Source organism: Thalassobellus citreus, assembly GCF_044385915.1.
GTDB lineage: Bacteria > Bacteroidota > Bacteroidia > Flavobacteriales > Flavobacteriaceae > Thalassobellus > Thalassobellus citreus.
Genome location: NZ_JBISCC010000124.1, coordinates 320952 through 346489, shown reverse-complemented (window position 1 = coordinate 346489; position 25538 = coordinate 320952). Strand labels below are relative to the sequence as shown.

25 protein-coding genes and 1 pseudogene are annotated in these 25538 nt (G+C 30.3%); 10 read left to right on the top strand and 16 right to left on the bottom strand.

Going from position 1 to position 25538, the window contains the following annotated elements; genetic code table 11:
- Position 1: 1 nt before the first annotated feature.
- The 3 genes from ACH5TX_RS10285 to yiaA all read right to left on the bottom strand — a co-directional run bounded on the left by ACH5TX_RS10285 (position 2) and on the right by yiaA (position 2619).
- A complete protein-coding gene (locus tag ACH5TX_RS10285; RefSeq protein ID WP_439339413.1) occupies positions 2-1282 on the bottom strand; it encodes a DUF2157 domain-containing protein in 1281 nt (426 codons plus the stop codon).
- On the bottom strand, positions 1279-2007 hold the full coding sequence (locus ACH5TX_RS10280; protein WP_439339412.1) for a ceramidase domain-containing protein: 729 nt from the start codon (positions 2005-2007) through the stop codon (positions 1279-1281). Before ACH5TX_RS10280 ends, ACH5TX_RS10285 begins: the two co-directional genes overlap by 4 nt.
- A 129-nt stretch (positions 2008-2136) precedes the next feature.
- Positions 2137-2619 (bottom strand): inner membrane protein YiaA, encoded by a 483-nt coding sequence (gene yiaA, locus ACH5TX_RS10275; RefSeq protein ID WP_439335793.1) that lies wholly within the window; start codon positions 2617-2619, stop codon positions 2137-2139.
- Between the two features lie 150 nt (positions 2620-2769).
- Between yiaA and ACH5TX_RS10270 the strand changes: the two genes are divergently transcribed.
- The 3 genes from ACH5TX_RS10270 (at position 2770) to ACH5TX_RS10260 (ending at position 6488) form a co-directional block, all read left to right on the top strand.
- Positions 2770-4278, top strand: coding sequence for a hypothetical protein (locus tag ACH5TX_RS10270; protein ID WP_439339411.1), 1509 nt, complete (start codon positions 2770-2772; stop codon positions 4276-4278).
- Positions 4279-4590: 312 nt separating this feature from the next.
- Complete coding sequence (locus ACH5TX_RS10265; RefSeq protein WP_439339410.1) at positions 4591-5805, top strand: hypothetical protein; 1215 nt, start codon at positions 4591-4593, stop codon at positions 5803-5805.
- Between the two features lie 224 nt (positions 5806-6029).
- Complete coding sequence (locus ACH5TX_RS10260) at positions 6030-6488, top strand: DUF4890 domain-containing protein (RefSeq protein ID WP_439339409.1); 459 nt, start codon at positions 6030-6032, stop codon at positions 6486-6488.
- A gap of 76 nt (positions 6489-6564) precedes the next feature.
- On the opposite strand, the gene hemL is transcribed toward ACH5TX_RS10260, so the two are convergent.
- The 4 genes and pseudogenes from hemL to ACH5TX_RS10240 form a co-directional block, all read right to left on the bottom strand.
- Complete coding sequence (gene hemL / locus ACH5TX_RS10255; protein ID WP_439339408.1) at positions 6565-7851, bottom strand: glutamate-1-semialdehyde 2,1-aminomutase; 1287 nt, start codon at positions 7849-7851, stop codon at positions 6565-6567.
- A gap of 189 nt (positions 7852-8040) precedes the next feature.
- A pseudogene (locus ACH5TX_RS10250) lies at positions 8041-8850 on the bottom strand (glucosaminidase domain-containing protein); the annotation flags it as partial.
- A 4-nt stretch (positions 8851-8854) separates the two neighbouring features.
- Complete coding sequence (locus ACH5TX_RS10245; protein ID WP_439339407.1) at positions 8855-9766, bottom strand: 1-aminocyclopropane-1-carboxylate deaminase/D-cysteine desulfhydrase; 912 nt, start codon at positions 9764-9766, stop codon at positions 8855-8857.
- Positions 9756-10094, bottom strand: a complete 339-nt coding sequence (locus ACH5TX_RS10240) for a hypothetical protein (RefSeq protein WP_439339406.1) — start codon at positions 10092-10094, stop codon at positions 9756-9758. The genes ACH5TX_RS10245 and ACH5TX_RS10240 overlap by 11 nt, the downstream gene beginning before the upstream one ends.
- Before the next feature lie 50 nt (positions 10095-10144).
- Here ACH5TX_RS10240 and ACH5TX_RS10235 point away from each other — a divergent pair, with 50 nt between their 5' ends.
- The 4 genes from ACH5TX_RS10235 to ACH5TX_RS10220 all read left to right on the top strand — a co-directional run bounded on the left by ACH5TX_RS10235 (position 10145) and on the right by ACH5TX_RS10220 (position 12131).
- Positions 10145-10309 carry a C1orf53 family protein gene (locus ACH5TX_RS10235; protein WP_439335800.1) on the top strand — a complete coding sequence of 55 codons (165 nt, stop codon included), beginning with the start codon at positions 10145-10147 and terminating at the stop codon, positions 10307-10309.
- Between the two features lie 146 nt (positions 10310-10455).
- Positions 10456-11013 carry a DUF4136 domain-containing protein gene (locus tag ACH5TX_RS10230; RefSeq protein ID WP_439339405.1) on the top strand — a complete coding sequence of 186 codons (558 nt, stop codon included), beginning with the start codon at positions 10456-10458 and terminating at the stop codon, positions 11011-11013.
- A 124-nt stretch (positions 11014-11137) separates the two neighbouring features.
- The gene (locus ACH5TX_RS10225; protein ID WP_439339404.1) at positions 11138-11338 is read left to right on the top strand and encodes a hypothetical protein; all 201 of its coding nucleotides are present in this window, start codon (positions 11138-11140) and stop codon (positions 11336-11338) included.
- Between the two features lie 13 nt (positions 11339-11351).
- Entirely contained in the window at positions 11352-12131 is a 780-nt protein-coding gene (locus ACH5TX_RS10220) for a hypothetical protein (RefSeq protein ID WP_439339403.1), read from the top strand.
- A gap of 94 nt (positions 12132-12225) precedes the next feature.
- Here the strand turns inward: ACH5TX_RS10220 and ACH5TX_RS10215 are convergent, their stop codons facing one another.
- Positions 12226-13008 (bottom strand): enoyl-CoA hydratase/isomerase family protein, encoded by a 783-nt coding sequence (locus tag ACH5TX_RS10215; protein WP_439339402.1) that lies wholly within the window; start codon positions 13006-13008, stop codon positions 12226-12228.
- A gap of 71 nt (positions 13009-13079) precedes the next feature.
- On the opposite strand from ACH5TX_RS10215, the gene ACH5TX_RS10210 reads away from it, so the two are divergent.
- Complete coding sequence (locus ACH5TX_RS10210) at positions 13080-13385, top strand: rhodanese-like domain-containing protein (protein ID WP_439339401.1); 306 nt, start codon at positions 13080-13082, stop codon at positions 13383-13385.
- Here the strand turns inward: ACH5TX_RS10210 and ACH5TX_RS10205 are convergent.
- From ACH5TX_RS10205 to alaS, 8 genes are all read right to left on the bottom strand, one after another.
- Complete coding sequence (locus ACH5TX_RS10205; RefSeq protein WP_439339400.1) at positions 13380-13994, bottom strand: DUF4230 domain-containing protein; 615 nt, start codon at positions 13992-13994, stop codon at positions 13380-13382. The two genes, ACH5TX_RS10210 and ACH5TX_RS10205, sit on opposite strands and share 6 nt — an antisense overlap.
- A 211-nt stretch (positions 13995-14205) precedes the next feature.
- Positions 14206-14856 carry a response regulator gene (locus ACH5TX_RS10200; RefSeq protein WP_439339399.1) on the bottom strand — a complete coding sequence of 217 codons (651 nt, stop codon included), beginning with the start codon at positions 14854-14856 and terminating at the stop codon, positions 14206-14208.
- Positions 14857-14867: 11 nt separating this feature from the next.
- Positions 14868-16817 carry a tetratricopeptide repeat-containing sensor histidine kinase gene (locus ACH5TX_RS10195; protein WP_439339398.1) on the bottom strand — a complete coding sequence of 650 codons (1950 nt, stop codon included), beginning with the start codon at positions 16815-16817 and terminating at the stop codon, positions 14868-14870.
- Between the two features lie 539 nt (positions 16818-17356).
- Positions 17357-19207, bottom strand: coding sequence for an outer membrane protein assembly factor BamB family protein (locus tag ACH5TX_RS10190; protein ID WP_439339397.1), 1851 nt, complete (start codon positions 19205-19207; stop codon positions 17357-17359).
- Positions 19208-19228: 21 nt separating this feature from the next.
- Positions 19229-19771, bottom strand: coding sequence for a DUF6252 domain-containing protein (locus ACH5TX_RS10185; protein ID WP_439339396.1), 543 nt, complete (start codon positions 19769-19771; stop codon positions 19229-19231).
- Between the two features lie 80 nt (positions 19772-19851).
- Positions 19852-20793, bottom strand: a complete 942-nt coding sequence (locus ACH5TX_RS10180) for a GSCFA domain-containing protein (RefSeq protein WP_439339395.1) — start codon at positions 20791-20793, stop codon at positions 19852-19854.
- A 57-nt stretch (positions 20794-20850) separates the two neighbouring features.
- Positions 20851-21330: a hypothetical protein gene (locus ACH5TX_RS10175; RefSeq protein ID WP_439339394.1), complete on the bottom strand. Its 480-nt coding sequence runs from the start codon at positions 21328-21330 to the stop codon at positions 20851-20853.
- A gap of 16 nt (positions 21331-21346) precedes the next feature.
- Complete coding sequence (gene alaS / locus ACH5TX_RS10170; RefSeq protein ID WP_439339393.1) at positions 21347-23956, bottom strand: alanine--tRNA ligase; 2610 nt, start codon at positions 23954-23956, stop codon at positions 21347-21349.
- Between the two features lie 206 nt (positions 23957-24162).
- On the opposite strand from alaS, the gene ACH5TX_RS10165 reads away from it, so the two are divergent.
- Together ACH5TX_RS10165 and ACH5TX_RS10160 are read left to right on the top strand one after the other, a co-directional pair.
- Positions 24163-25134, top strand: coding sequence for a M23 family metallopeptidase (locus ACH5TX_RS10165; protein WP_439339392.1), 972 nt, complete (start codon positions 24163-24165; stop codon positions 25132-25134).
- A gap of 1 nt (position 25135) precedes the next feature.
- Positions 25136-25465, top strand: coding sequence for a MerR family transcriptional regulator (locus ACH5TX_RS10160; protein ID WP_439339391.1), 330 nt, complete (start codon positions 25136-25138; stop codon positions 25463-25465).
- The last annotated feature ends 73 nt before the right edge of the window (positions 25466-25538 follow it).

Here is a 25538-nt window from a genome sequence, read left to right as displayed (position 1 = left end):
TCTATGATTTTAATTTTTTCTGCTTTTTCAGCATCAAATAATTAGTAAAAAAGAATCCAAAACCAACTCCTACAAATAACAAACCTCTTAAAACGAAACTCATATTCGTATCAAAAAATCGGCAAACAATTAATATGGTTATAATTAATAACCCGTAATTTAAAACTCCAAAATGAAGTTTATCTGCTCCTAATTTTATAGCCATAACTCCTAATGCCAATACTAAAAGGTTTATTAATATAACGGGAAAGATATCATTACTGAAACCTATAAAAAAGATTATAGAAAATATGATGAATAGATACTGAAATAAATTAATACCTTTTAACCAATTATTCTTTTTTCCATATATTAAAACAACAAAGGCTAGCAAAAAAAAGAATATATAAATGTAAAATTCTTGAGAATTAAACAACATAACTTCGCTAAAAAGATCTGTCCATAACCATTCAAAACTAGCTAATAGTAACATATAAACAGTTCCTAAAGACCCTAAAACTAAATAGCCGTTTTTTCTTAATTTCTGATTATTAAAATACGGAAGCTTTCCTAAATTGTATAATAATCCAAAAAGTGACACATACATTAAATACCCAAAAACACCATTGCTTTCAATAAAAGTCCCTAAAACAATAATAATACTTAATGGTACTAGCCAGTTAAATACGGAGGTTATATTGGCAGTCGCTTTTTGTTTTAAAAGCGTACTATAATAAGGCAATATGGCTACTATTAATAGAATATACAACCAAGGTGTACCGCTAGAATTATATAAGTAACCATGTTCTACGGCATAATAAGTAGCAAATACAATATGCAAAATACCCAATGCGTTAGATCGTAACAAATATACGAGTGGTAAACCAAGTATGGTCCAGGTTAACAAATAACTACTTAAGTTACCTGGAATATTATAAATCTGACTCACCAATGCCATACTAGAACCAACAGCAAAAAATAAAAATACGCCTGAAGCTTCTTTCCAAGTGACACTTTTCTTTTTTAGAATAGAATACCCAACACATAGTTGCCCAATAATTAATGGCAAAAAAGCAAACACCGTTTTTATTGTTCTTGAAAAATCATCCCAATTATGAGCCAATATTAAAATAATGCCTAAACCGACTAAAGTAGATCCTAAAACAGCAAAAACTGTAAATAATCTGTTTGGAGAATCAACTTGCTTTGATTGATAATAAGACGTTATTTTAAAAGCTGTGTCTTGAGATATAACTTGCGCTTCAACAAGTTCTTTTATATCATTTTGAATTTTTGAATTCATTCTATTAATTTTTGTCTTTTAATATACATGTAATGTAATACAAATATGCCAAATGCAGATATGATGTGCTTTAATGAATGCCTGCTAACAACCCCTAAAAAAGTAAATATTTCACTATCAAAATACTCAAAAAATTTTGCAATTATATAAGTAAACAATAATAACCAATACCCAAAAGTCTTATTATACATAGATTTAAAGAAAATCAAGATAATTGGGATAGCAAGCATGGGGTAAAACTGAATAATGACATAAGGTCTTAAATCGTTAAAAACAATCCAATAAACAATTGATAATATACCTAACACTAGCATTGGAAACAGCAAATAACGCCCCTTTTTATAACTAATAAACTCACTAATTATAATTGAGACTAAAGACATAAATACAATTGTCATAGGTAATCTATCCCAAACTAAACTAGTATCATTAGGATTTAAATGATAATAACCCGACCCAAAACCAACAAGTATAACTCCTATAAAAAAAGAAGCATACTGCAAGTTCTCTTTTTTAATTCCTTTCAACTTATACAACCCTAAAAATCCAATAATTACAAATGGGATGTTTGATATAACATTCCAAAAATTAGGAATATAAAAAAAAGCGTTATTATCACTAAAATGATGATATGTTTGACTTTGCTGTATAGGAGGAATTAAACTAATCATTATTAGTGATAAAACTCCAATTACAATAAGCACCTTATACCCTATACGTTCCATATTACTTATTTAAAATTTGAATAGTCTTTTTAAAACCCCGCAACTAAAAAGTCACGAGGTTTAGGGTTACTAACCAATCATCAAAACAACCCTTTTATTTTTTTGTTTTGACAACAATACTCCAACTTATTATTCATCTATTTTTTCATTTCTTTCTATATACTGCACATCTCTAGTATTTTTTTGTACTGCAATAGCCGAAAACAAACTCAACAGAAACGCCATACCGTAGAATCCTTTTTCGCTTAAAAGTAAATCGGCATTCCACAAACCAACAACCAACAATACAATAGACGCTATGGTTGTAAACCAACTAATACTATAGTAAATATCGGTAACTGGAATATCCTCCATTTTATCTCGCACTGCTTTTTGAACAGATATTACAGAGAATAAACCAAAAAGTAAAACAGTAAAATAGTAGCCTTTTTCATTAAGCATCATATCGGCATTCCATAAACCAATACAAAATGATACCATTCCTACTAATAAAGCAGACCAAGATGCTCCTATAAAAGCAGCTGTTGGTTTTTGATCGTAAATCTTTTTGTCTTTCTTAATTTTTGGTTCTTTTGATTTTTCATCAACTGAAACCGTTGTTTGATAATTCATAATTTTTGTTTTAATGATTACAGGACAAAACTGCAACATATTAGAATCAATAAAAACACTACTTTTACAAAATACTGACGATATAAAATATAATTTTAAATAATTAATTCATATTTTTAAGTACATTTAAATAAAAATAATGACGATTAAATGAATAACTTAAACGCTATAATTTCTACATTATCCACTGACGAGGCTCTAAGTTTCATATCATATCTAGAGAAAAAGAACAAACGTACAGACACAAAAAACATTCAATTATTCAAGTATTTATTAAAAAACGAATACACTTCTAAAGTCATTTGCCATAAGCTATACGGAAACGAAAAAGTAAATGCTTACCATGCATTACGCAAACGCTTATACCAGTCTATTATAGATTTTATTGCAAATGTGAGTTTACAAGAAGAAAACTCATCAAACATGCAAATCATAAAATACATACTTGCCTCAAGAAAATGTTTAACACACAAGCAATACAAAGTGGCTTTTAAAATTTTAGATAAAGCAGAATTACTAGCTGTAGAAAATCATTTGTTTCCATATTTAAATGAAATATATCACACAAAAATTCAATATGCTTATGCAAATCCTTCCACCTCTTTAGAGAATCTTATTTTCAAATTCAAAGAAAATCAAAAAAAACACTTTTTAGAAGACGAACTTAATATGATATATGCAAAGGTTAGAAAAACCTTAAACAGCATAACTTATGAAGGCGCTGTTATAGACTTTCAAACCATTTTAAACAACATTCTTAAAGAACACAATATTAGTATTCACGACTCTATGTCTTTTAAATCGCTGTACCAGTTAATGTCCATTTTCGGACTTTCAGCTTTTGCTACTAACGATTATTTAAAAACAGAACCCTTTTTAATTAACACCTACAAATCTATAGTTAATCATAAAAATAAAGACAAATCTGTTTATTATCACATCCAAATTCTTTACTTAATTGCCAACACTTTATTCAGAAATAAAAGTTTTAAAGATTCTCAACACTATTTAAGTTTAATGCATCAAGAAATGCTACATCTTAAAAAAAAGTATTACAGCACATTCAAACTAAAGTACCATTTATTATTAGCGCTTAATTTAAATTACTCTAATAAACCAAATGAAGCAATAAGCAACTTAACACCATTTATTAATATTAAACATGAAGATACCGAAACGGTATTAGATATTCATTTAGGTTTAGTTATGTTCTATTTTCAAAAAGAAAACTACAAACAAGCATCTGCTATACTATCTAAATTTTATCATACTGACCATTGGTATATTGAGAAATCTGGAAAAGAATGGGTTATAAAAAAGAATTTAATAGAAATACTACTCAACATAGAACTCGAAAATTTAGACTTAGTAGAGTCTAGACTATTAAGTTTTAAAAGAACCTACACTAGCTACCTAAAAGACATAAAACAAGAACGTGTATTAACATATCTAAGTTTTGTTGAAAGCTATTATAAAAACCCAACAATAATATCATCTGTAAAATTTAAAGAAACGGTTGAAAACTCATTTGAATGGATAGAAAAACAACGTGAAGATATTTTTGTAATGAGTTTTTATGCTTGGTTAAAAAGCAAAATGGACAACGAAAAATTATACAATACGACTTTAAACCTCATTAATGATATAAAAAAGTATTAACGTAAAAAACCCAGCAACTTTTTTAAAAGTTCCTGGGTTTTTACAAACTAACCAACTAAACTAACTAACCAATAATTTTCAATCTTAAAAAGAATGAATTTTTATGTTGAATATTATCTTTTTAAACTAAACTTATACAAATAGACGCATTTACCACTAGTTGTTAAAACAATTTAGAAAGCTTTAACACCGCCCTATTAAAGTTTTATATTTTCTTTAAGACAAAAAACTTGATATGTTAATTTTTTAAGAAAACAAGCCCTTCATTTTTAATATTGAAAGAATTTAAAATTTTACTTATTTTTACCTTCGATGCTAAAAAAAATTGCGCTATTAAATTTATATTGCTTTTGTTCTGTTTTAATAGCACAACAAGATAGTTTATCATTTAAAAATGGCACGGACAACCCTACCCTTTTAACAACGCATCATTTCGGAATTTTTAGCGCTCGCATTAACACCAATTTTAAATTTACACCTCCAAAAACTGCTACATTTAATATAAGCTCTGTAAGTGGCAATAATTTCCACCCATACGTAGAAGCTTATTTACCAAAAGACCCTGTTGTTAGAGAAGAACAAAGCAGACTCCATAGGTATAAACGAAACTTTTATTTTGTAGATCAAGAAACCACACCTGCCGATTACATGAATATTGTAATTGATGCCGTTATTAAAGAGTTTAAATTAACGACCACTATTCCTTTATCAAAAAAACATGAATTAAGCATTTCAATGCGCTCTTATTTAATTACCAAAGGAAAACATCCTTTTTCATTTTTTACAGGCGATGAAACTATTGAATGGTTTCATAGTAATATTAATGGCGGTGAAGATCCTTATGGTCGCCGATACTACGGTTTAAATCAAGTAAATTTTAAATATACCGATAGAAACAACAACACACTTGAACTAAATAATAATGATTTTTTCATAGGTGGATTTGAGTTTAACCACTACTATTATCCAGAATTATCTATAAATAAAACAAAACATATCTTTCTAAACTTTGGAAGTCATTTAGGAATTAACACCACCAAATTCAACCCATCTATAGATATTGGAATTTCAGCAAATGCCGTAAAAATGTTTCAACTAAAAAATAAAAGAGAACTCAATTTAGGAATTGGAATAAATTTTTTACGCAAAAACGTTGTTAATTTCGATACTGTTATAGATTTAGGAAACAATCCGTTTTTAGCAACAGCAGAAGGCAATATAGAATACACAAAATACACTAAAAAAAACAATTACCATGCTTTAGGTATCAACTACCAAATTCAATCACGATACAACAAAGTAAATGAATCCGATTATTATACGCTAAAAGGAAACTGGAGCGCTATAAAAGGAGGCTGGCAACATGGGTTTAGCACTTTATACACATCACTATCTATTTGGTCTCTCATTTATACTTACGGGCATCCTAACTACAAAGTATCTGTATATTTTAAAGAAGATTTTCGTGTAAATAATGCTCCAGATTTTCAAACAGGATTGAGTTTACAAATTCCTATTTTTAAATAAATTATTGGGCGCTCCCCAAAAGGGTCGGGCTTTCACTACTCGCTTCCTCCTAACGTCGGCGAGCTCAAACACACCGTTCAATCCCTAGCGCAAAAACAGTACAACAAACACTAAGTACAAAACAATCAAAACGTTAACATCAAGTTAAAATTTAAACCTAGTTTAAACCTTTTAAAAATATAAACGTCAAAGCAACAAATAAACATTTAAAAGACATTTACATTATGAAAAAATTAATAATCATTGCAATCGCTTTAATATCTATTCAAGGCTTTGCACAAGGAGAAAGAAAAGAACGTCCTAACAGAAACGAAAACCGTCAAAAAATGATGAATCTTTCTGCTGAAGAAATGGCAACACTACAAACAAAAAAAATGACACTTCATTTAGATTTAAACAAATCGCAACAAGATGATGTTTATAAAATAAATCTAGAAAATGCTACGCTACGTAAAACTAAAATGGCAGAACGAAAAGCTAGAAAAGAAGCTGGTAATGCTCAAAAACCATCAAAAGAAGAGCGTTTTGAAATGATGAATACCATGCTTGACCACAAAATTGCAGTTAAAGCAAAAATGAAAAATATTTTAAATGAAGAACAATATGCCAAATGGGAAAAAGCGCAAGCTAGAATGGCTCATAACAAAAAAGATGGCATGAGAGGAAACAAAAAACAAAGATGATTTAGTTTGGTTAGTTTATTGATTATAGTTTGTTAATAAAAGCGCATTTCCTGAAATTAGAAATGCGCTTTTTACTTTATAATGTTTTTGCTACTTTATTTACTGCATTAATAGTAAAATCTAAATCGTCAAAAGTTAAAGCATCTGTAATAAACCATGTTTCAAAAGCACTCGGAGCAATATAAACACCTTCATTTAACATACCATGAAAAAAGGTTTTAAAAGTTTCATTATTACCTTTAGCTGCCGTTTCAAAATCTATTACTGGCGCTTCATCAAAATGCACCGAAATCATAGATCCCACTCTGTTTATAGTATGCACTATTTTATTATCATGTAAGACCTTTGTTATGCCTTTATGCAAATACGCGGTCTTTTCAGCTAAACTCTTAAAAATTTCAGCATCACCATTCAATTCTGTTAACATGGCTAAACCTGCAGCCATAGCCAACGGATTTCCACTTAAAGTTCCTGCCTGATAAACAGGCCCAAGTGGCGCTAAATAATTCATTATTTCATTTCTTGCAGCAAAAGCACCAACTGGCAATCCGCCACCAATAACTTTCCCAAAGCAAACAATATCTGCAGCTATATTAAACAACTCTTGAGCGCCTCCTTTTGACAGACGAAACCCCGTCATAACCTCATCAAAAATCAACAATATATTATTGGCATCACACAAACTTCTCAAGGCTTCTAAAAAACCTTCTTTTGGAGGAATGCACCCCATATTACCAGCTACAGGTTCTATAATAATACAAGCTATTTCATTTTTATTAGCTTCAATTAATTCTTGTACATTTTCAATATCATTATAACGTGCTAACAAAGTGTCTTTTGCCGTACCTTCTGTAACTCCAGGACTATTTGGCGAACCAAAAGTAACAGCACCGCTACCCGCTTGTATTAAAAACGAATCGCTATGCCCATGGTAACAACCTGCAAATTTTATAATTTTATCTTTACCTGTAAAACCACGCGCTAAACGTACGGCACTCATACAAGCTTCGGTACCTGAATTTACAAATCGTATTTTATCAATATTTGGAACCATAGAAACTGCTAATTCAGCAATTTGTGTTTCAATTTCTGTTGGCATTCCAAACGATGTTCCTTTTTTGGCTTTTTCAACAACCGCATCAACAACCGGTTTATGTGCATGACCCAAAATCATTGGACCCCATGAATTGATATAATCAATTAACCTATTCCCATCTTCATCATATAAATAAGCGCCTTTAGCTTCTTTTACAAAAATGGGAGTTCCCCCAACTGCTTTAAAGGCTCTAACTGGTGAATTTACACCTCCTGGAATAACTTTTTCTGCTTCAGCAAACAAAGCACTACTTCTTTGATAATTCATTACTATTTAATTTTTTGATGTTGGCTTTACTCGTAACTCCTGCCCTATACTAAGCACCAAATCACTTAAACCATTAATATTTTGAAGTTCCTGTACAGTCATATTGTATGTCTTAGAAATAGAATATAAAGTATCTCCTTTTACAACAACATGTCTTGCCATTTTGGTAACGGCATTTAACACACCTTCCTTAACTTGCAACTCTTGCCCAATACTAAGTGTTGTATCGCTTAATCCATTTATTTCTTTAAGCGCATCAACCGTAATATTATATTTTCTAGCAATAGAGTACATAGTGTCTCCTTTTGAAACAATATGAGTGGAATTATTACTTCGTTTAATATCTTTATCTTCTTTTCTAACGATTATAGGTTCTACATACTTCGTATAGTTTTTCCCTAACACCTCCTTATCAAATTCATATAATTCGTACCTTTCAATAAGGCTTATTAATTTGTTTGGATATTTTTTATCGGTAGCATAACCTGCAGCTTTTAATCCTCTAGCCCAACCTTTATAATCTTCCTTCTTTAATTTAAAAAGCTTCGCATAACGCTTTCGTTTTGATAAAAATAAGGAATGATCTCTAAACGAGTATTTAGCATCTTTATACTTTCTAAAACACTCTTGCGCTTTATCATCATCATGATATACTCTGGCACCTGTCCAATCATGACATTTAATTCCGAAATGATTATTTGCTTTTACAGAAAGTGTTCCGTAACCTGAACCAGATTCTAAAACACCTTGAGCTAATGTAATACTAGCAGGAATACCATACAGGCTCATTTCATTTTTAGCAATATCTTTATAAGTATCTATATATTTTTCTGTTTTATTAGCATACACTTTAGGTGTTACAACATCCTTACGAGGCTCTTCTTTAGTTGAAGTTGTCGTCGTTGTTGTTGTTTTAGGATGTTTTGTAACTACTGTTTTTTTAGCCTTACAACTAAAAAGCACAACACCTAAACATATTATTAATAAAACTCTATTCATTAAATTATTCTATTATTGGTAAACTTTTCTTTTTTAAAACATCGTTCATTCCATCAATACCTTGTAAACCTCCTGTATGAATTACTAAAATTCTGGAGCCTTTAGGGAAATAATTTTGCTCTATTAAATCGAAAATTCCAAACATCATTTTCCCTGTATAAACTGGATCTAGAGGAATCTTATAGTCTTTTTTAAACTGATTAATGAACGTTACCAAATCTTCATTTATTTTGGCATAACCACCAAAATGATAATCGGTTATTAATTTCCAATGACTCTTAGTTGCAAATTTACTAATATCTTGTTGTAAAAAGTCGCCTTTTAAGGCTGGAAACCCTAAAACTTGTTGACTAGGTTTTAAACAATTTATGAGTCCAGAAATAGTGCCTCCTGTGCCAACTGCACAACATATATAATCGAAAGAAGCATCAATATCAGTTAAAATTTCTTCACACCCTTTAACAGCTAAATGATTTGTACCGCCTTCTGGAACAAGATAAAATTCTTCAAATTCATCTTTCAAATTATTTAAAAAATCTTCTGATGTTTTTTCTCTATAAAGTGATCTAGAAATAAACTTAAACTCCATACCGCATTGCTTAGCAAAACGCAAGGTTGGGTTACTATCTATTTTACTTTCGAGCTCATCGCCTCTTATTACTCCTATCGTTTTAAACCCAGAAATTTGTCCTGCAGAAGCTACTGCAGCTATATGATTTGAGTAGGCACCTCCAAAAGTAAGCAAAGTTTTAAAGCCTGATTTCTGAGCTTCAATTATATTATATTTAAGCTTTCTGTATTTATTTCCAGACACAAAAGGATGTATTTCATCTTCTCTCTTTACAAACAATTCAACACCCTTTTCTTTAGGCAGTTTTACTTGTTGATTAATGCTATTTTGAAGCTTAAAAGTCATGACTGCGAAGATACTTCAAAAAACACCAAAATGTGCGTTGCTTTAAATAATCTAGATTAGATTCATTACAGTATGCTTCACGTTCAAAAGAAATATTTCTATAAGCTTCATACCAATTTTTATATTGTAATAACCGAATTAAAAACTCAACAACATAAAACAAATAAAAAGGAATAACCAACATTTCTAATTGTTGTCTTAAATGAATATTCTCATGATTCAATAATGTTTTATCTTCCTTTAAATCTTTTGATTTTAAAAACACAAACGGAAAAACAGCAAGACCAGTATACCCTTTAGGTACTATATATTTCGAAATAAAAATCATACTTTTTTACTTTCAAAAATCAAACCAAAATGCATTACCTTTGTTGTAATATGAAGAAATTGATCCCAGTTGAAGAAGGCGATTATTACCTAACACCAGAAGGATATCGCTGTTTTACAGAACAATATCACTTAAAACGCGGGTATTGTTGTGAAAGTGGATGTAGACATTGCCCCTACGGGTATGATAAAAAAACAAACGCTATAAAAAAATAACATCCCATGCTTCGTACTTTTATTAAAGCAAAGCCTTGGTATGATTATTGATGCATATAAATACGTTTGTTTATGAAGATATTTATCAGATAAAATGCTGTTAGTATTCGTTTTACAAACACATTAACCATAAAAAAAAATGCATTATGAAAAATTTATTAAAAACACTACCTCTTTTAGTATTGCTAATAGTAGCAACATCTTGTAGCTCGGTTAAAGTAGCAGCCGATTATGATAAAAATGCAAAATTTGGCGAATACAAAACCTTTGCTTTCTTTAAATCTGGCATAGACAAAGCAGAAATTAGCGATTTAGACAAACGCCGAATACTTCGTTCTATTGAAGCAGAACTTTTAGCTAAAGGTTTTACAAAATCTGAAAAACCTGATTTATTAATAAGCCTGTTCACAAAGTCTCAACAACGTGTAGATGTTTACAATAATTCTTGGGGCAATGGCGCTTGGGGATGGGGAGGATTTGGTGGCTTCGGACCTGGTTGGGGCTGGGGTTGGAATCAACCTAGTACTTCTGTTTCTACACAAGGTGTTTTATATGTAGATCTTATTGATGCTAACAAAAAAGAATTAGTTTGGCAAGGTATGGGTACTGGCTATTTAAGCCGAAACATGGAGAAAAAAGAAGCACGTATAAAAGAGTTTGTTGCTAAAATTATGGAGAAGTATCCTCCAGGAGCACAACAATAAAATATATTTGATTAAGAAAAATGAAGCAACTTGAAAGAGTTGCTTTTTTTATGCACTAATATAAAACAAGTGACTATTTTACTATTTTAGTGTCCAAACATAGATTAACTTTAATACTTAAATTATGAAAACACTTTTATCATGTGGTTTAATACTTCTTTTATTAGTCTCTTGCGCAGATAAGAAAAAAGAAAATGAAATAAAGATTGAACAATCTATACAAAAAATAGACTCTATTGAGCAAGCAGTAGAAAAAGACATAAAAAGTCTTGAGGAAATTACTAATGATGTACAAGACGACTTAAAAGAATTAGACAACATTTAAACTAAAACAGATTATGAAAACATTAAAAATAATATTCACAGCTACTATTCTATTCATGTTTCTTGGAACCCAACAAACAGTAGCTCAAGGAAAAGGAAACAACACATCTAAAGAAGCTAAGGAACACGTTCAAGAGTTAAAAAAGAAAGGGAAAGACAAAGCTGAAAAAGCTAAGCAAAAAGGTTCTGAAGCTAGAAAAAACGGAAAAGATAAAGCCGAAGACATTAAACAAAAAGGTACTAAAGCAAAAAAAGACATACAAGATGAAGCTGAAGATGCTAATAAAAAACATCATGAACTAAAAAATAAAGGAAAAGAGAAAGCTGAAAAGGCTAAACAAAAAGGCACCAAAACAAATGATGATGATGATGATGAAAAGCAACATGAACACAAAACGAGTGAAAAAGATAAAGCCGAAAAGAAAATAAAAAAAGAAGCAAATAACAATGGTAATGCTTACGGAAAAAACAAAAACGGCTTAAGCGGAAGAGAATTTGGAAAAGCTAGAGCAGAAGAAGCTCGTAATAAAATAAAAGACAAAGAAGAAAAAATAACAGAAGGTGAACGCACTTTAAATGATGGCCATAGAAGAGTAAAAGAAGCTAAAGAACGTTTAGAAAAAAAAGAGCGTAATAAAGAAATCTCTGAAGAAGAAGCTAATGAAAAAAGAGAGAAAATTAAAAAAGCCAATGAAAAATTAAATGAATTGGATGAAAAAATTAAAAATCAAAAAGAGAAAATTAAAAAAGAAAAAGAAGCACTAGAAAAAGTATCTTTTCCTAACGAAGATTAAGAAAATCTCTTTAAAAAATTTATATAAATAAAGGTTAGCATTTAAAATGCTAACCTTTATTTGTTTATATATCGTTCTTAAGTAATTAAAAAAACTATCTAAAACGCTTTAAAGTTTTCTTAGTGAATTCACTTAACACTAACTTTCCGCTAATTTTAGCTCGCTCTAACAATAAATCATCCCAATGATCTGTACCTTCCCAAAGTACTTCTTTCATATTTGTTAATGCTTCAGGGTTATAGCTCGCTAATTTATTCACTAACGTTTCAACAGCTATATCTAGTGCTTCTGTAGTTGGTAAAACCTCAGCATACAAACCTTTGCTTTTTGCAAATTCTGAAGAAAAAAGAGATTCAGCATCAATAGTCATTTCAGCCATAGCTGTTTTCCCTATTTTTCTTGATACAGCAGGCTCTATAACAAAGGGACCAATACCAATACTTAATTCACTTAATCGTATAGATGCATATATGTTTGCTAAACAATAATCGGTTGCAGCAGCTAAACCAACACCGCCACCTACTGCTTTTCCTTGTACACGACCAATAATTAATTTAGGACATTTACGCATCGCATTAATTACTTTTGCAAATCCAGAGAAAAACTGTAATCCAGCCTCTTCATCTTCAATCTCTACAACTTCATTAAAACTAGCACCTGCACAAAAAGTTCTATCGCCTCCACTTTTTAAAACAATAACTTTAATAGCATCATTTTTCCCTGCACCAATAATTGTTTGTTCTAATTGGGTGAGTATATCACTAGGCATTGAGTTTCTATTTGGGTGATAAAACTCAATATACCCGACTTTGTTTTCTATATTTAAGTTAACGTATGCTTCCATTCTACTAATAAATTTACTGGTTGAAATATACATAAAATTTTTAGTAACAGATGTTACATTCTTTTATTATAAGTTAATGATATTTGCACAAACAAATTATGACTATGGGTTTATTAGATATGCTATTTGGAAACAAAAAAGATATGATTAACGATTTTCAAAAAAGAGGAGCTATTATTATTGATGTTCGCACTAAAGAAGAATACAGTCAAGGAGCCATTTCAGGTTCTAAGAATATTCCGTTACAGAATATTAGCTCTAAAATTAAAGACATAAAAAAACTAAACAAACCTGTAATTACTTGTTGTGCTAGTGGCATGCGTTCTGGAAGTGCTGCATCTATTTTAAAAAGCAATGGTATTGAGTGTATGAATGGTGGTGGCTGGAGTAGTTTAAATAGCAAACTATAATTTCAACTCCTGAAAATCATTAATAGATTGCATCTGGTTTTCGTTATACTTTAACGTCCAACCTAAAGAGTTTGTTAGAATATAGAATTTTGAAAGTTCGCTAATCAATCTATTTTTAGCATTCTTTTTTAAATCAGATGCTTCTAATTTTTTATTTAATGATTGCTTTACAATATTTTTAATATTGTTATAATCTTTGGCTTCAAACGGATTTAAAAAATCTGCTTGAATATCATAATATTCAAAATCTGGATTTATTTTTATTTCTTCTTCAGGAATACTTAATATAGTAAGTGTTTTATCAGCTTCATTAACTTCAAATTCAATTTTACTTAAATCATAAGCTATCGTAACATCGGCATTAACAACAACAAGGGCTTTTTTTTCTGAGGTAAAATAATCGCCTAAAATTTCTTTTGAATTTTTATAATTGAAAACTTCGCTAAAATGCCCTTCGGTAACAACTAACTTCCCAACATTTTTAATTTGTTCCTGTATAAGTATAGAGTTCTCGCGAAGTAGAATTTCATCACCCTTTTTATCTTCACAATATTTAAAAGTGAAAAGTATAATTAAAGTTAAAACAACACCAAATAGAATTTTTCGCATGCCCTAATTTAGAAATATTTTAGAACTAACACTCTTTATAACAAACGAAAATTAAAATATTATTTAATTGAAGAACTTATTATAAAGCAAAAAACATCAGTTTATCTTCGACATATGAAGTCTAACTAATGTCATTAACTCTACATTGTAATAGCAATACAAAGATATAGTAGTTCCTCGTTTTTCTTATTAAGAGAAAGTTAAGCAAACATTATATTAAGTTGTTTTTTTTCGCCTTTTGAACGGCTTCTAATTTATTATGCACCTGTAACTTTTTGTAAATATTTTCAATATGTTTTCTTACTGTTCCTGTAGACAAAATGAGATTATCGGCAATTAAATTATAACTCAACCCTTTACTTAAGTGTTCTAGCACATCAACCTCTCTAGGGGTCAGCTTAATATCTTCTTGTTCTTGAATGTTTTCAATATTGAAAGGATTCCTTAATAACTTTAAGGTTTTCATAGCTATTGATGGATTCATTGCTGCTCCTCCATTTAAAGTTTCTTTTATGCCTTCATATAAATCTTTTGCATTAACTTCTTTAAGTAAATATCCATCGGCCCCAGCTTTTATTGCGTTAAAAATGTTTTCATCATTATCAAAAACTGTGAGCATAATAATTTTTATGTGCGGATACTTTTGTTTTACTATTTCGGTAGTTTCAATTCCATTTAAAATGGGCATTTCAATATCCATTAAAATTAAATCAATATTATGATTTTCTTCCAGTTTATTTAACAAATCAGAACCATTTAATACAGAAAAACTAATCTTTAAATTTTCAAAAAACGACAGTTTTTCGGCAACCATTTTTATTAAGAAAGAGTTATCGTCTACTATAGCTATTTTAATATTCATGGCTTAACAGATTAAAGTTCTAATATTATTGAAGTTCCTTTATTTAATTCACTTTCAATTTTTAAAGTAGCATTTATATCTCGGGCTCTTTTTTTCATATTATTAAGTCCATTACCTAAAACCACCTTATTTTCATCAAAGCCTTTACCATTATCTTGAACAACGAATTTTATGCTATCTTTTAAGTTTTCTATATTAACAATAACATTTGAAGCTTCGGAATATTTAATTGCATTGTTTATGGCTTCTTGGATGATTCTATAAATATTCATACCCATAACAGACTTAAACTCTAATTCTTTTGAAAGTGATTTGTCAATAGTAAAATTAAAACTTACTGAATTTGATGAAGCATCAGCATTATCAATAAAATTAGAAATACGTCCTTGTAAATCTTCTAAAGAAATGGCATTTTTATTCATTGCCCATATAGTATCGCGCAATTCGTAAATAGTATCTTTTGTAAAAGCACTTATACTATTTAATTTATCGCTTAATTTTTTGTTTTTTATTTTAAAACCATATTGCAAATTATCAATAGATGAAATAACAAAAGTGAGTTGTGCCCCTATATTATCATGTAAATCCCGTGATATTTTTAATCGTTGCTCGTTTAGTTTGTTTTGAGTTTCAATTTTAACTAATGCTTCTTTTAATTCGCCTTCTTTTTTGAGTTGTTCATTCTTTAACTTTTGCTGTTTGTAAACTAGATACCCTAATACAGATATAACAATAGCTAAAATACCTAATCCAATTATTTGTGTGTTTTTTTGATTTATATGAAGCTCCTTTTCGGCTAAGTCTGCTTTATGTAATAGTATCTCTTTTTCTTTTTTTTCGGTTTGATATTTAACTTTTAGATCGGCTAATGCCTTTGCGTTATTTGCAGAAAACAAAGAATCTTTTATTTTGCTATATTCTTCTATAAATTGCCTTGCTTTTTTTGTGTTACCATTCCTAAAAAAACTCTCAGCGGAATTAATAAGGAAATCGTCAGAAAAACTTTTATACTGAGGAGATTTTAAAAAGATCTCTTCTGCCTTTTCCGAAAATTGTAATGCTTTTTTAGGTTTGTTTAATTTATTACACACGCCTACTAACTTTCCTAAAACTATAAGTTTAGTATTATCATTAGAAGACAGATTATCTGGAACTTCATAAGCTTTTTCATAATATTCTAATGCTTTAATATAGTTTTTTTGTTCTTCATATAAACTCCCTATATTTTCTATAATCTTATAATAATTTATTAAATTATTTGACTCTAAAGCTACCTTAAGACCGTCTTTATAAGCTTTTAAGGCTTCATCATATCGTTTTAACTCTTTTAAACAAATACCTATATTATTAAACGAATTAGTTTGCTCATGTTTTAAATTATATGCCTTCCTTATTTTAAGACTTTTTAGATGATATTTTAAAGCCTCTTCAACCATATAAACTTCTTGATATATAAGCCCTATATTGCTTAACGGAATGGCTGTCGATTTTTCATCATTTAAATCTTCATACATTTTAAGAGCCTGAAAAAAGAAGCGTTGTGCTTCTTTCATATTACCAATATTCCAGTTAAACATTCCTAAATTATTTAGGCTTCTAACCTCGGTAGTTTGTATGTTATGTTCTTTACTAAAATTTAAAGCCTTTTTAAAATAATATTGAGCAGAATCAGATTGACCAGTTACATCCATATAAATACCATGTGTATTAATAAGTTCTGACAAACCAACGTATAGGTTTTTAGTTTTTGCAATTTGCTTCCCCTTATTAATAGCTTGAAGCGCTTTCTTTGAATCACTAAAAATATAACTAAACCCTATTTTATTATACAAACTAACTTTTAATGAATCATTATTAGTATTCTTAGCTACTACCAATAAACTATCTAAATTTTGGGAATTAATAGAAATTCCTAAAAAGAAAAAAACCAAGGAAATGATATATAGACTTCTTTTATTCATAAAAAGTAGTTATTCATCTGTTTTAAACATTAGATTTTGAGCCAAGAGTAATTCTTTAGCTATTATAAATAGTCTATTAAAAAGAGAATTATGCGAATTATCTATTAACAAAACTTTTTGTGAAATCACATCGTATTTACTTTGTTCTAACTTAAATACTTCTTTTAACTTCAAATACCGTTTAATAAAATTTTTGTTTAACATAATTGTATTGCTAAAAACCTTAATATTAAAACCTATAATAACACAAACCAAAGCATAAATTGATATACTGAAAAACATATTAAAACCCATCGCTACAAAAATTTAATATTAGACTAATATTAAGTTAAAATGACTACAAAAAAAACACCAACCACAAATCTTTATTATAGATTTATATAGCTGATGTTTTTTAATACGAACTGATTAATAGCATTTTAAATTTAACCTAATATATTGAAAATCAGATAATTTTTCAGATTAAATGTTATAAAAAAAAGATTAAGCGCAATAATGTAATTTACCACGCCTAATCAAACAAATCTCAACAACAAGATTTATTCTTTAAGGTCGTAAGAATATATTGTACTTCCATTAGCTAAATAATACAAATAGCCCCCAATCTCATCAACTTCATATGTTGGTTTTTTGTCTTTTAAAATAATTTCTTTCTCTACCACTCCAGAATCTTTATTAACTTTCACCAAACCTACACCATCATCAAGTTTTGTTAAAATAAATTGAGCATCTTTAGTTGCAGCTGTTGCTCTAAAACGTTTAGCCATTTCGTTAAACGATGCGGTAGCAATAGCAGCAAAAGCATCGGCTTCTCGCTGTTTTTGAGCACCGTATTGATTATACTGTCCTAAATAATTTTTATTAGCTCCTGCCTGAAAACTTGCATCAGCCATTGCTGCCGTAGAAGCTAAAGCCAATGCACTTAAGGCCACTATAGCAAAAGCACTTTTACCTGGAGAACGAAAATATTCATGAAACTTTTCTGAACCATCAAAACCAAGCATCATCATATTCTGATCTGAAGACAACAACAACCCTTTATCTCTAATCTCTAAACTTGTTGGATCCTCCTTTTCATCAAAACTATAAGATGCCAAAGTACTTACATCACCAGAGTTTTCGTCTATAGCAATCATTTCTTCTCCTGTACTAATTAAATAACGACTATGGGTTGCATCATATACACTTGTTACTGCTTTGGCGCGCTTATATTTTATGGGCTTACTCCAAATAGATTCTCCTGTTTCTAAATTAATAATATCTGCATCACTATCGGTTATGTAAATCATACCCTGTTTAGTTAATGCCATGGTATGAATATTTTCACCTGTTTTTAGTGGCTTTTTAAACAAAGGCTGTCCTTCAAACGATATTTTATTAATTCCACCTTCTCCAATACCAAATAAAATCCCGTCATCCATAATATAGAAGTGTTGAACATATCCTTTAGTTTTTGGAGCTTTTTCCCAAAGGTCTTCACCTGTACTTGCCGATAAAAAAGAAATATTACTTTGCGCTTTTGCAGCTGCTAATTTTGCTAATCCTCCTTTACCCGAACTAGCTACATCGCTAACAATAGCTAAACCTTTAGGTGTAATCTCGAAATTTGAAACAAAACCTTTTAATTTTTTCCCATCAGGCCACAATTCTGATCCATTACCATCTACTTTGTGTACTTCATGATTTTTTCCTTTATTAACGAAAGCATATAAAGATTTTCCATCTTCAGCAGGTTCAACAAAAGCAACATTTTTTAAATCGGCTGTCCAAGTTTCATTACCCGTTGCTAAATCAATTCTATACAAACGTTTTTGCGAAGAAACAATTAAGCCACCATGAATTATTTTAGGAGTTCCAGTCATAATTTCAGAACCTTTTAAAGTTAAAAGTTTTTCTTCTTTTCCTGTTCCCATATCATAAATCCCAATGGCCTGTGCATACTTTTCTTTAGCTGTACGCTGACCAGAAACAATAAGTTTATTTTCTGGCAACAATAAGGTTGGTTGTCCTGCTGCTTTCCATCCATTTGCTTTTGTATCAAATAATCTTTTACCAGAAACAACATCTATTACACTTTGCTTTGCAGAAATACCTGCAAACCCTGCTTGCCCAACCATAACGTAAGGCGTATTAGGTATTATATTTATTTCTTCTTCTTTTACTTTTCCATAATCGTCAAAGTTAAAAAGCAAGCCTTCTTGTCCAGGTTTAATACCTGCCAATCCTTTTCCGTGTGTAATTAACAATACTCCCGAACTAGTAAGAGTCATTTTTTCCACCTTACCTCCCAAATCATAATTAAAATTTGGTACTTCTGCCTTTTGAGCGTTTACTGTTGTCACTAATAGCATCGCTATTAAGAATGACATTAATTGACTAAATTTTCTCATTGTTGATTTTGTTTAAATAGTTTATATGGTTTTCTTATTTAGATTAAAAGATCCATCAGTAATATTCTTTATAGAATCATTTCCTAATACATTTTTACATTTAAAGCTAAATGTTCCAATAACCTTAGTATCTGTTTCTTCCGAAACTGAAATAGAACCCACCAAAGTGTCATCATAGGGTGCTTGCCAAATTTCTGTAGTTGAAGCAGTAGGGTTACTTAAATTAACATCTGTTTCGGTATAAGATGCTGAATTTGTAACTGCTAGATTTGCTCCTGTAAATTCATAAGTACCAGCTCCAGTATATCCAAAAACAGTCATTGCAAAAGCATTACCATCACTATTTGTAGCTATAATTATTAAATTTTTACCAGGGCCAGCTGTTGCAACGGTAGCAGATGATGAAATCTCCATAGATTTATATGATGTCGCATCAACTTTCGCTGTTAATGTTCCTGAAGGTGCATCTCCTCCACTCCCCCCATCGTCACTTGTAGAACAAGATGAAAATGTTATTACTGAAATTACTGTTAGAAGTAACATGCATTGTTTTAATTTTCTCATTTTAGAATTGTTTTATGATTAATAGCATCACAAAACTGCAACTTTAATAAAATGAAATCAATACGATGAATTACGTATATTTAGAATACGATATGAGAAAATTGTGTTTGAAGAGTCTCTTTTTTAGTCTCTAATTTTTGAAGAAACTTTTTATGTGCTTCAGATGTTGGATTAAATGGTTTATGCAGAAGTCCTTTTTGAATAGCATCAACTTCTTCCATTGTTTTTAAAGCTTCAGTAGAAACCCAAACCTGCTTAACCTTTTCCCAGATATAATCAATTGCTGTTTGGTTCGGATGAATCATATCTTCGGCATAAAAACGATAATCTCGAAGTTCATCCATCATAATTTCATAGGAAGGAAAATAATATGATTGATTACCTACAACTTGATGGATTGCAGTTAATAAATGTGATTTACTTTGCGTATTCTCGACAAATCCATCTTTTGTATGACGGATTGGAGAAACTGTAAAAATTACAGTAGCATCATAATTAACACTTCTTATCAAATTTAATATGCTTTGTAAAGAATCTGACACTTCTTCAACAGATAACAGCTCTTTTTTAAATTGTTTTTGAGGTACTTTATGGCAATTGGCAACGACAGCATTAGTTTCAACAGAACGATATACCCATGAAGTGCCTAAAGTAATAATGACATGTGTTGATTGTTGGATTTGTTTATTTGTAGTTGCGATTTGCTCATTTAAATTATTCAGAAGTTTTTCACTTGAAGAATGACTTAATTTTGAATGCGCATCAAAACAATGCCATTGTTCGTTATGAAAAAAAATATCGCTTTCTGAATACTTTTTTTCTTCTACAGCATTAAGTACTAAAGTTTCTACAGCTTTAGGCTGAAATAAAATTCCAAACGGATTAACTACAGACTGGAACTTAAAATAATCAAACTTATTGCCAATATTCTCTGAAAAACAAGAACCCAATAATAAAATTTTAGAAGAATAATCAATCGGAAAATTGGTTTTTGAAATTGGAATTTTGGTGATTAAGTTCATTTTACGAATTAGTCAATTTTAAACATATAAAGAGATTTATATCGAATTATAAAAATATCATTCTTTCTTTTTCCTCTTTTCTTCTTTCTTTAGTTTTCTTAATTCTTTTTCTTTCTTTTTCTCTTCTAAATCTATTTTAGCTTTTTTAATACTACTTTTAAGATTTTCAATTTTTATATTTGAGACTTCTAACTTTTCGGTATTTTTATCAATCTTTTTCTTTAAATTATTTTTCTGGTTTTGATACCCTTTTTCAGATTGTTCTTTTGTGTTTTTTATTTTTGACAACTCATCATTCAAGCTATTGATCTTCTTTTGAAGCTTTATTTTTTTATTCTGTTCTTTACTCAATTTTTGCTCATCCGTTTGAATATTATTTTGCAACATTCTCATCATCATTTGGTGTTGCTGCATCATTTGGTGCTGTTGCATCATTTGATTATTTATTGCACTCATAGATGGAGGACTAGGAAATTGTTGAGCTAAAAAAATAGTTGGAAAAACTAACATTAAAAAAATTATAATCTTTGCTTTCATAACTTTCTATATCTAATTAAATAAATTGTTTTACTTTATCTAAAGCCTCATCAATCCCTCCTGGATTCTTACCTCCTGCAGTTGCAAAAAATGGTTGTCCGCCACCACCTCCTTGAATATATTTTCCAAGTTCACGAACTACTTGTCCTGCATTAAGTCCTTTGCTTGCTACCAATTCTTTTGAAATATAACAAGACAACAATGCTTTTCCTTTTAGTTCTGCTCCAAATAATAAGAACAAGTTTTCAAATTGACTTCCTAACTCGAAAGCCACATCTTTAATTCCAGAAGCATCTAGATCTAATTTCTTAGCTAAAAACTGAATACCATTTATTTCTTGTAACTCAGCCTTAAGTTCTCCTTTTATGTTTTTAGCCTTATCTTTTAATAATGCTTCAATTTGCTTTTTAAGACTCGTGTTTTCGTCTTGTAAATTCTGTAATGCTTTAACTGGCTCTTTTGCATTGTTAAGTAAATCTTTCATTTCGAAATAAGCGCGGTTATTTTCAAAATAAAAATCCTTAACGGCATCATTTGTAATGGCTTCAATACGACGAATTCCTGCTGCAACAGCGCCTTCAGACACTATTTTAAAATGCCATATATCAGCTGTGTTTTTAACATGTGTTCCTCCACAAAGCTCTATAGATTGTCCGAAACGAATAGCACGAACGGTATCTCCATATTTTTCACCAAACAAACTCATAGCGCCATCTGCAATAGCTTCTTCTTTTGCAACATTTCGTTTTTCTATAAGCGGTAATTTCCCTTCTATTCTAGCATTTACAAAATTTTCAATATCACGTAATTCTTCAATAGTTAATTTTGAAAAGTGTGAAAAGTCGAAACGTAAATGTTTTGAATGCACAGCAGAACCTTTTTGCTCTACATGTGTTCCTAAAACTTCTCTTAAAGCTTGGTGTAATAAATGTGTTGCTGTATGATTACATTCGGTTCTGTAACGTTGTTTTTCATCAACAACAGCTTTAAACGTTTCATTTATATGGTTTGGTAAGTTTTTTGTAAAATGGATAATAACATTACTTTCCTTTTTAGTATCTAAAATATAAACCACATCTCCATGAGCATCTTCCAGATATCCTTTATCTCCTACTTGTCCGCCACCTTCAGCATAAAACGGCGTTATATTAAACACCAACTGATACATTTCACCGTCTTTTTTAGAAACAACTTTTCTGTATCGTGTTAATTTTACTTGAGCTTCAAGTGTATCATATCCTACAAATTCTTCCTCAATATCATCAACTAAAATAGTCCAATCATCTGTAGACATTTCGCTCGCTGCTCTTGAACGGTCTTTTTGTTTTTGAAGCTCTTCATTAAAGCCTTTTTCATCTAAATTCAATCCTTTTTCAGAAAGAATTAAAGCAGTTAAATCTATTGGAAAACCATAAGTATCATACAGTTCGAATGCTTTTTCACCAGAAACAGTATCGCCTTTAGTTTCTTCTACTATTCTATTTAATAATACAAGCCCTTGATCTAACGTTCTTAAAAAAGACTGTTCTTCTTCTTTAATAACATTCTCTATAAGTTGTTTTTGAGCTTTTAATTCAGGAAAAGCTGTTCCCATTTTTTTACTCAATACATCAACCAATCTATATATAAAAGGTTCTTTTTTATCTAAAAACGTAAAACCGTAACGTACGGCACGACGCAAAATTCTTCTAATAACATATCCTGCACCTGTATTACTTGGCAACTGCCCATCGGCAATAGAGAATGCTACGGCACGAACATGATCAGATATTACACGAATAGCAATATCTACTTTTTCGTCTTTTCCATAATTCTTATTGGTAATAGTCTCTATTTCACGAATTATAGGTGTAAATACATCGGTGTCGTAATTAGACTGTACACCTTGTAACACCATACATAAACGCTCAAATCCCATACCTGTATCGATATGCTTATTTGGTAAAGATTCTAAAGAACCATCTGCTTTACGATTGTATTGCATAAATACCAAATTCCAAATTTCTACCACCTGTGGATGATCCATATTCACTAAATCTTTCCCAGAAATTTTAGCTTTTTCTTCTGCAGAACGGATATCTACATGAATCTCACTACAAGGACCACAAGGACCTTGATCTCCCATTTCCCAAAAGTTATCTTTCTTATTACCTTTTAAAATACGGTCTTCAGAAATAAGTTCTTTCCAAAAATCATAAGCTTCGGTATCCATTCCAATTCCATCTTCTTCACAACCTTCAAAAACAGTAACGTAAAGAATATCTTTATCTATACCATAAACATCTACTAAAAGTTCCCAAGCCCAAGCAATGGCTTCTTTTTTAAAGTAATCGCCAAAACTCCAGTTACCTAACATTTCAAATAAAGTATGGTGATACGTATCATACCCAACCTCTTCTAAATCGTTATGCTTTCCAGATACACGCAAACATTTTTGGGTATCTGCAATACGATTGCTTTTAGGCTGTGCATTTCCTAAAAAATATTCTTTAAAAGGAGCCATCCCAGAATTTACAAACATTAAAGTTGGATCATCTTTTAACACCATAGGCGCAGATGGAACAATAGCATGTTGCTTTTCTTCAAAAAAACTTAAAAACTTAGATCGAATATCTTGAGACTTCATTTATATATTCTCTTTTCTATTAAATTATATTAATTGCAAAACAATTTTTATCTTTACTTTCCATTTTAAATGCTTAAGCGAGCAAATCTACAATTACACTACTATGAGTAGTATTCTAATAATTTTTTGTAGGTTTGGTCGTTTGCATATAAAATACAACCATTAAGTTGAATTTCATGAATTGCAAAAATAGTATATTTTAAGTAATGAGTAAGGTAAAATATTATTACGATTCCGAATCGCTTTCATATAAAAAAATAGAACGCAAAAAGCGTACAACTTTTAAGTATGCTTCAGTGTTTCTATTAGCATCTGCACTTTTTGGTTTTTTATTCGTTTTTATTGCGAGTCAATATGTAGAATCTCCTAAAGAACGCGCCTTAAAAAGAGAACTGCAAAATGCACAATTACAATTTGAGTTATTGAATAAGAAAATGGATGAAGCTGAGGCTGTGTTAGCTAATATTGCAGATAGAGACAATAATATTTATCGTGTATATTTTGAAGCAAACCCTATTCCAGAAGCACAAAGAAAAGCAGGTTTTGGTGGTGTAAATAGATATAAAAAATTTGAAGGTTTTGATAATTCTAAACTCATAAAAGAGAGTAATAAGCGATTAGATATTCTTGAAAAAGAAATTGTTGTACAATCTAAATCTTTAGATGAAATAACAAAACTTGCTGAAGAAAAAGAAAAATTATTAGCTGCTATTCCTGCCATTCAACCTGTAAGTAACGAAGATTTAACCCGAATGGCATCTGGTTATGGCATGAGAACAGACCCATTTAACAAAACTAGAAAAATGCACTGGGGCATGGATTTTACGGCTCCAAGAGGCACTCCTGTTTATGCAACTGGCGATGGTGTTATTATTCGTGCAGATTCTGGTTCTAGTGGCTATGGTAAACATATTAGAATCGATCATGGTTTTGGATACGTTAGTCTTTACGCACACTTGTACAAATACAATGTTAGAAAAAACCAAAAAGTAAGACGAGGCGACCTCATTGGTTTTGTTGGAAGTACAGGTCGTTCTGAAGCACCACACTGCCATTATGAAGTTTTTAAAGACAAACAAAGAATAAACCCTATAAACTTTTATTATGGAAGTTTAACTGCTGAAGAATTTAGCAAACTATTGGAGCATGCTTCATTAGAAAACCAATCTCTAGATTAATATGTATATAGATTTACCTGAAAAGCGTTATTATGCTATAGGAGAAGTTGCAAAAGCTTTTGGCGTAAACACTTCGTTAATTCGTTTTTGGGAAAAAGAATTTGATGTTTTAAAACCAAAAAAAAACGCTAAAGGCAACCGAAAATTCACACCAGAAGACATTAAAAATCTTAAATTTATTTATCATCTTGTTAAAGAACGTGGTTTTACACTTGAAGGCGCCAAAACACATTTAAAAGAAGGCAAAAAAGACACCCTTAACAATTTTGAAATAGTAAGTAAATTGGAAGATATAAAAAACCAACTTATTAAAATAAAAGAACACCTTTAAGTTTTATCTCTTTAAAAACTACTAACCATGTAACTTTTTCACAAGTTTTGTGTCTTACATACTAACAAATAAA

Bases quoted from the DNA above. Each gene is read 5' to 3' on its own strand.
- ACH5TX_RS10245 (WP_439339407.1), bottom strand. From the start codon at position 9,766: ATGACTTTTAAGCTTCAAAATAGCATTAATCAACAAGTAAAACTGCCT.
- ACH5TX_RS10285 (WP_439339413.1), bottom strand. From the start codon at position 1,282: ATGAATTCAAAAATTCAAAATGATATAAAAGAACTTGTTGAAGCGCAA.
- hemL (WP_439339408.1), bottom strand. From the start codon at position 7,851: ATGAATTATCAAAGAAGTAGTGCTTTGTTTGCTGAAGCAGAAAAAGTT.
- ACH5TX_RS10200 (WP_439339399.1), bottom strand. From the start codon at position 14,856: ATGAATATTAAAATAGCTATAGTAGACGATAACTCTTTCTTAATAAAA.
- ACH5TX_RS10260 (WP_439339409.1), top strand. From the start codon at position 6,030: ATGAAAAAATTAATAATCATTGCAATCGCTTTAATATCTATTCAAGGC.
- ACH5TX_RS10280 (WP_439339412.1), bottom strand. From the start codon at position 2,007: ATGGAACGTATAGGGTATAAGGTGCTTATTGTAATTGGAGTTTTATCA.
- ACH5TX_RS10175 (WP_439339394.1), bottom strand. From the start codon at position 21,330: ATGAAAGCAAAGATTATAATTTTTTTAATGTTAGTTTTTCCAACTATT.
- alaS (WP_439339393.1), bottom strand. From the start codon at position 23,956: ATGAAGTCTCAAGATATTCGATCTAAGTTTTTAAGTTTTTTTGAAGAA.
- ACH5TX_RS10235 (WP_439335800.1), top strand. From the start codon at position 10,145: ATGAAGAAATTGATCCCAGTTGAAGAAGGCGATTATTACCTAACACCA.
- ACH5TX_RS10160 (WP_439339391.1), top strand. From the start codon at position 25,136: ATGTATATAGATTTACCTGAAAAGCGTTATTATGCTATAGGAGAAGTT.
- ACH5TX_RS10210 (WP_439339401.1), top strand. From the start codon at position 13,080: ATGGGTTTATTAGATATGCTATTTGGAAACAAAAAAGATATGATTAAC.
- yiaA (WP_439335793.1), bottom strand. From the start codon at position 2,619: ATGAATTATCAAACAACGGTTTCAGTTGATGAAAAATCAAAAGAACCA.
- ACH5TX_RS10215 (WP_439339402.1), bottom strand. From the start codon at position 13,008: ATGTATATTTCAACCAGTAAATTTATTAGTAGAATGGAAGCATACGTT.
- ACH5TX_RS10230 (WP_439339405.1), top strand. From the start codon at position 10,456: ATGAAAAATTTATTAAAAACACTACCTCTTTTAGTATTGCTAATAGTA.
- ACH5TX_RS10220 (WP_439339403.1), top strand. From the start codon at position 11,352: ATGAAAACATTAAAAATAATATTCACAGCTACTATTCTATTCATGTTT.
- ACH5TX_RS10265 (WP_439339410.1), top strand. From the start codon at position 4,591: ATGCTAAAAAAAATTGCGCTATTAAATTTATATTGCTTTTGTTCTGTT.
- ACH5TX_RS10195 (WP_439339398.1), bottom strand. From the start codon at position 16,817: ATGAATAAAAGAAGTCTATATATCATTTCCTTGGTTTTTTTCTTTTTA.
- ACH5TX_RS10225 (WP_439339404.1), top strand. From the start codon at position 11,138: ATGAAAACACTTTTATCATGTGGTTTAATACTTCTTTTATTAGTCTCT.
- ACH5TX_RS10205 (WP_439339400.1), bottom strand. From the start codon at position 13,994: ATGCGAAAAATTCTATTTGGTGTTGTTTTAACTTTAATTATACTTTTC.
- ACH5TX_RS10180 (WP_439339395.1), bottom strand. From the start codon at position 20,793: ATGAACTTAATCACCAAAATTCCAATTTCAAAAACCAATTTTCCGATT.
- ACH5TX_RS10185 (WP_439339396.1), bottom strand. From the start codon at position 19,771: ATGAGAAAATTAAAACAATGCATGTTACTTCTAACAGTAATTTCAGTA.
- ACH5TX_RS10240 (WP_439339406.1), bottom strand. From the start codon at position 10,094: ATGATTTTTATTTCGAAATATATAGTACCTAAAGGGTATACTGGTCTT.
- ACH5TX_RS10270 (WP_439339411.1), top strand. From the start codon at position 2,770: ATGAATAACTTAAACGCTATAATTTCTACATTATCCACTGACGAGGCT.
- ACH5TX_RS10190 (WP_439339397.1), bottom strand. From the start codon at position 19,207: ATGAGAAAATTTAGTCAATTAATGTCATTCTTAATAGCGATGCTATTA.
- ACH5TX_RS10165 (WP_439339392.1), top strand. From the start codon at position 24,163: ATGAGTAAGGTAAAATATTATTACGATTCCGAATCGCTTTCATATAAA.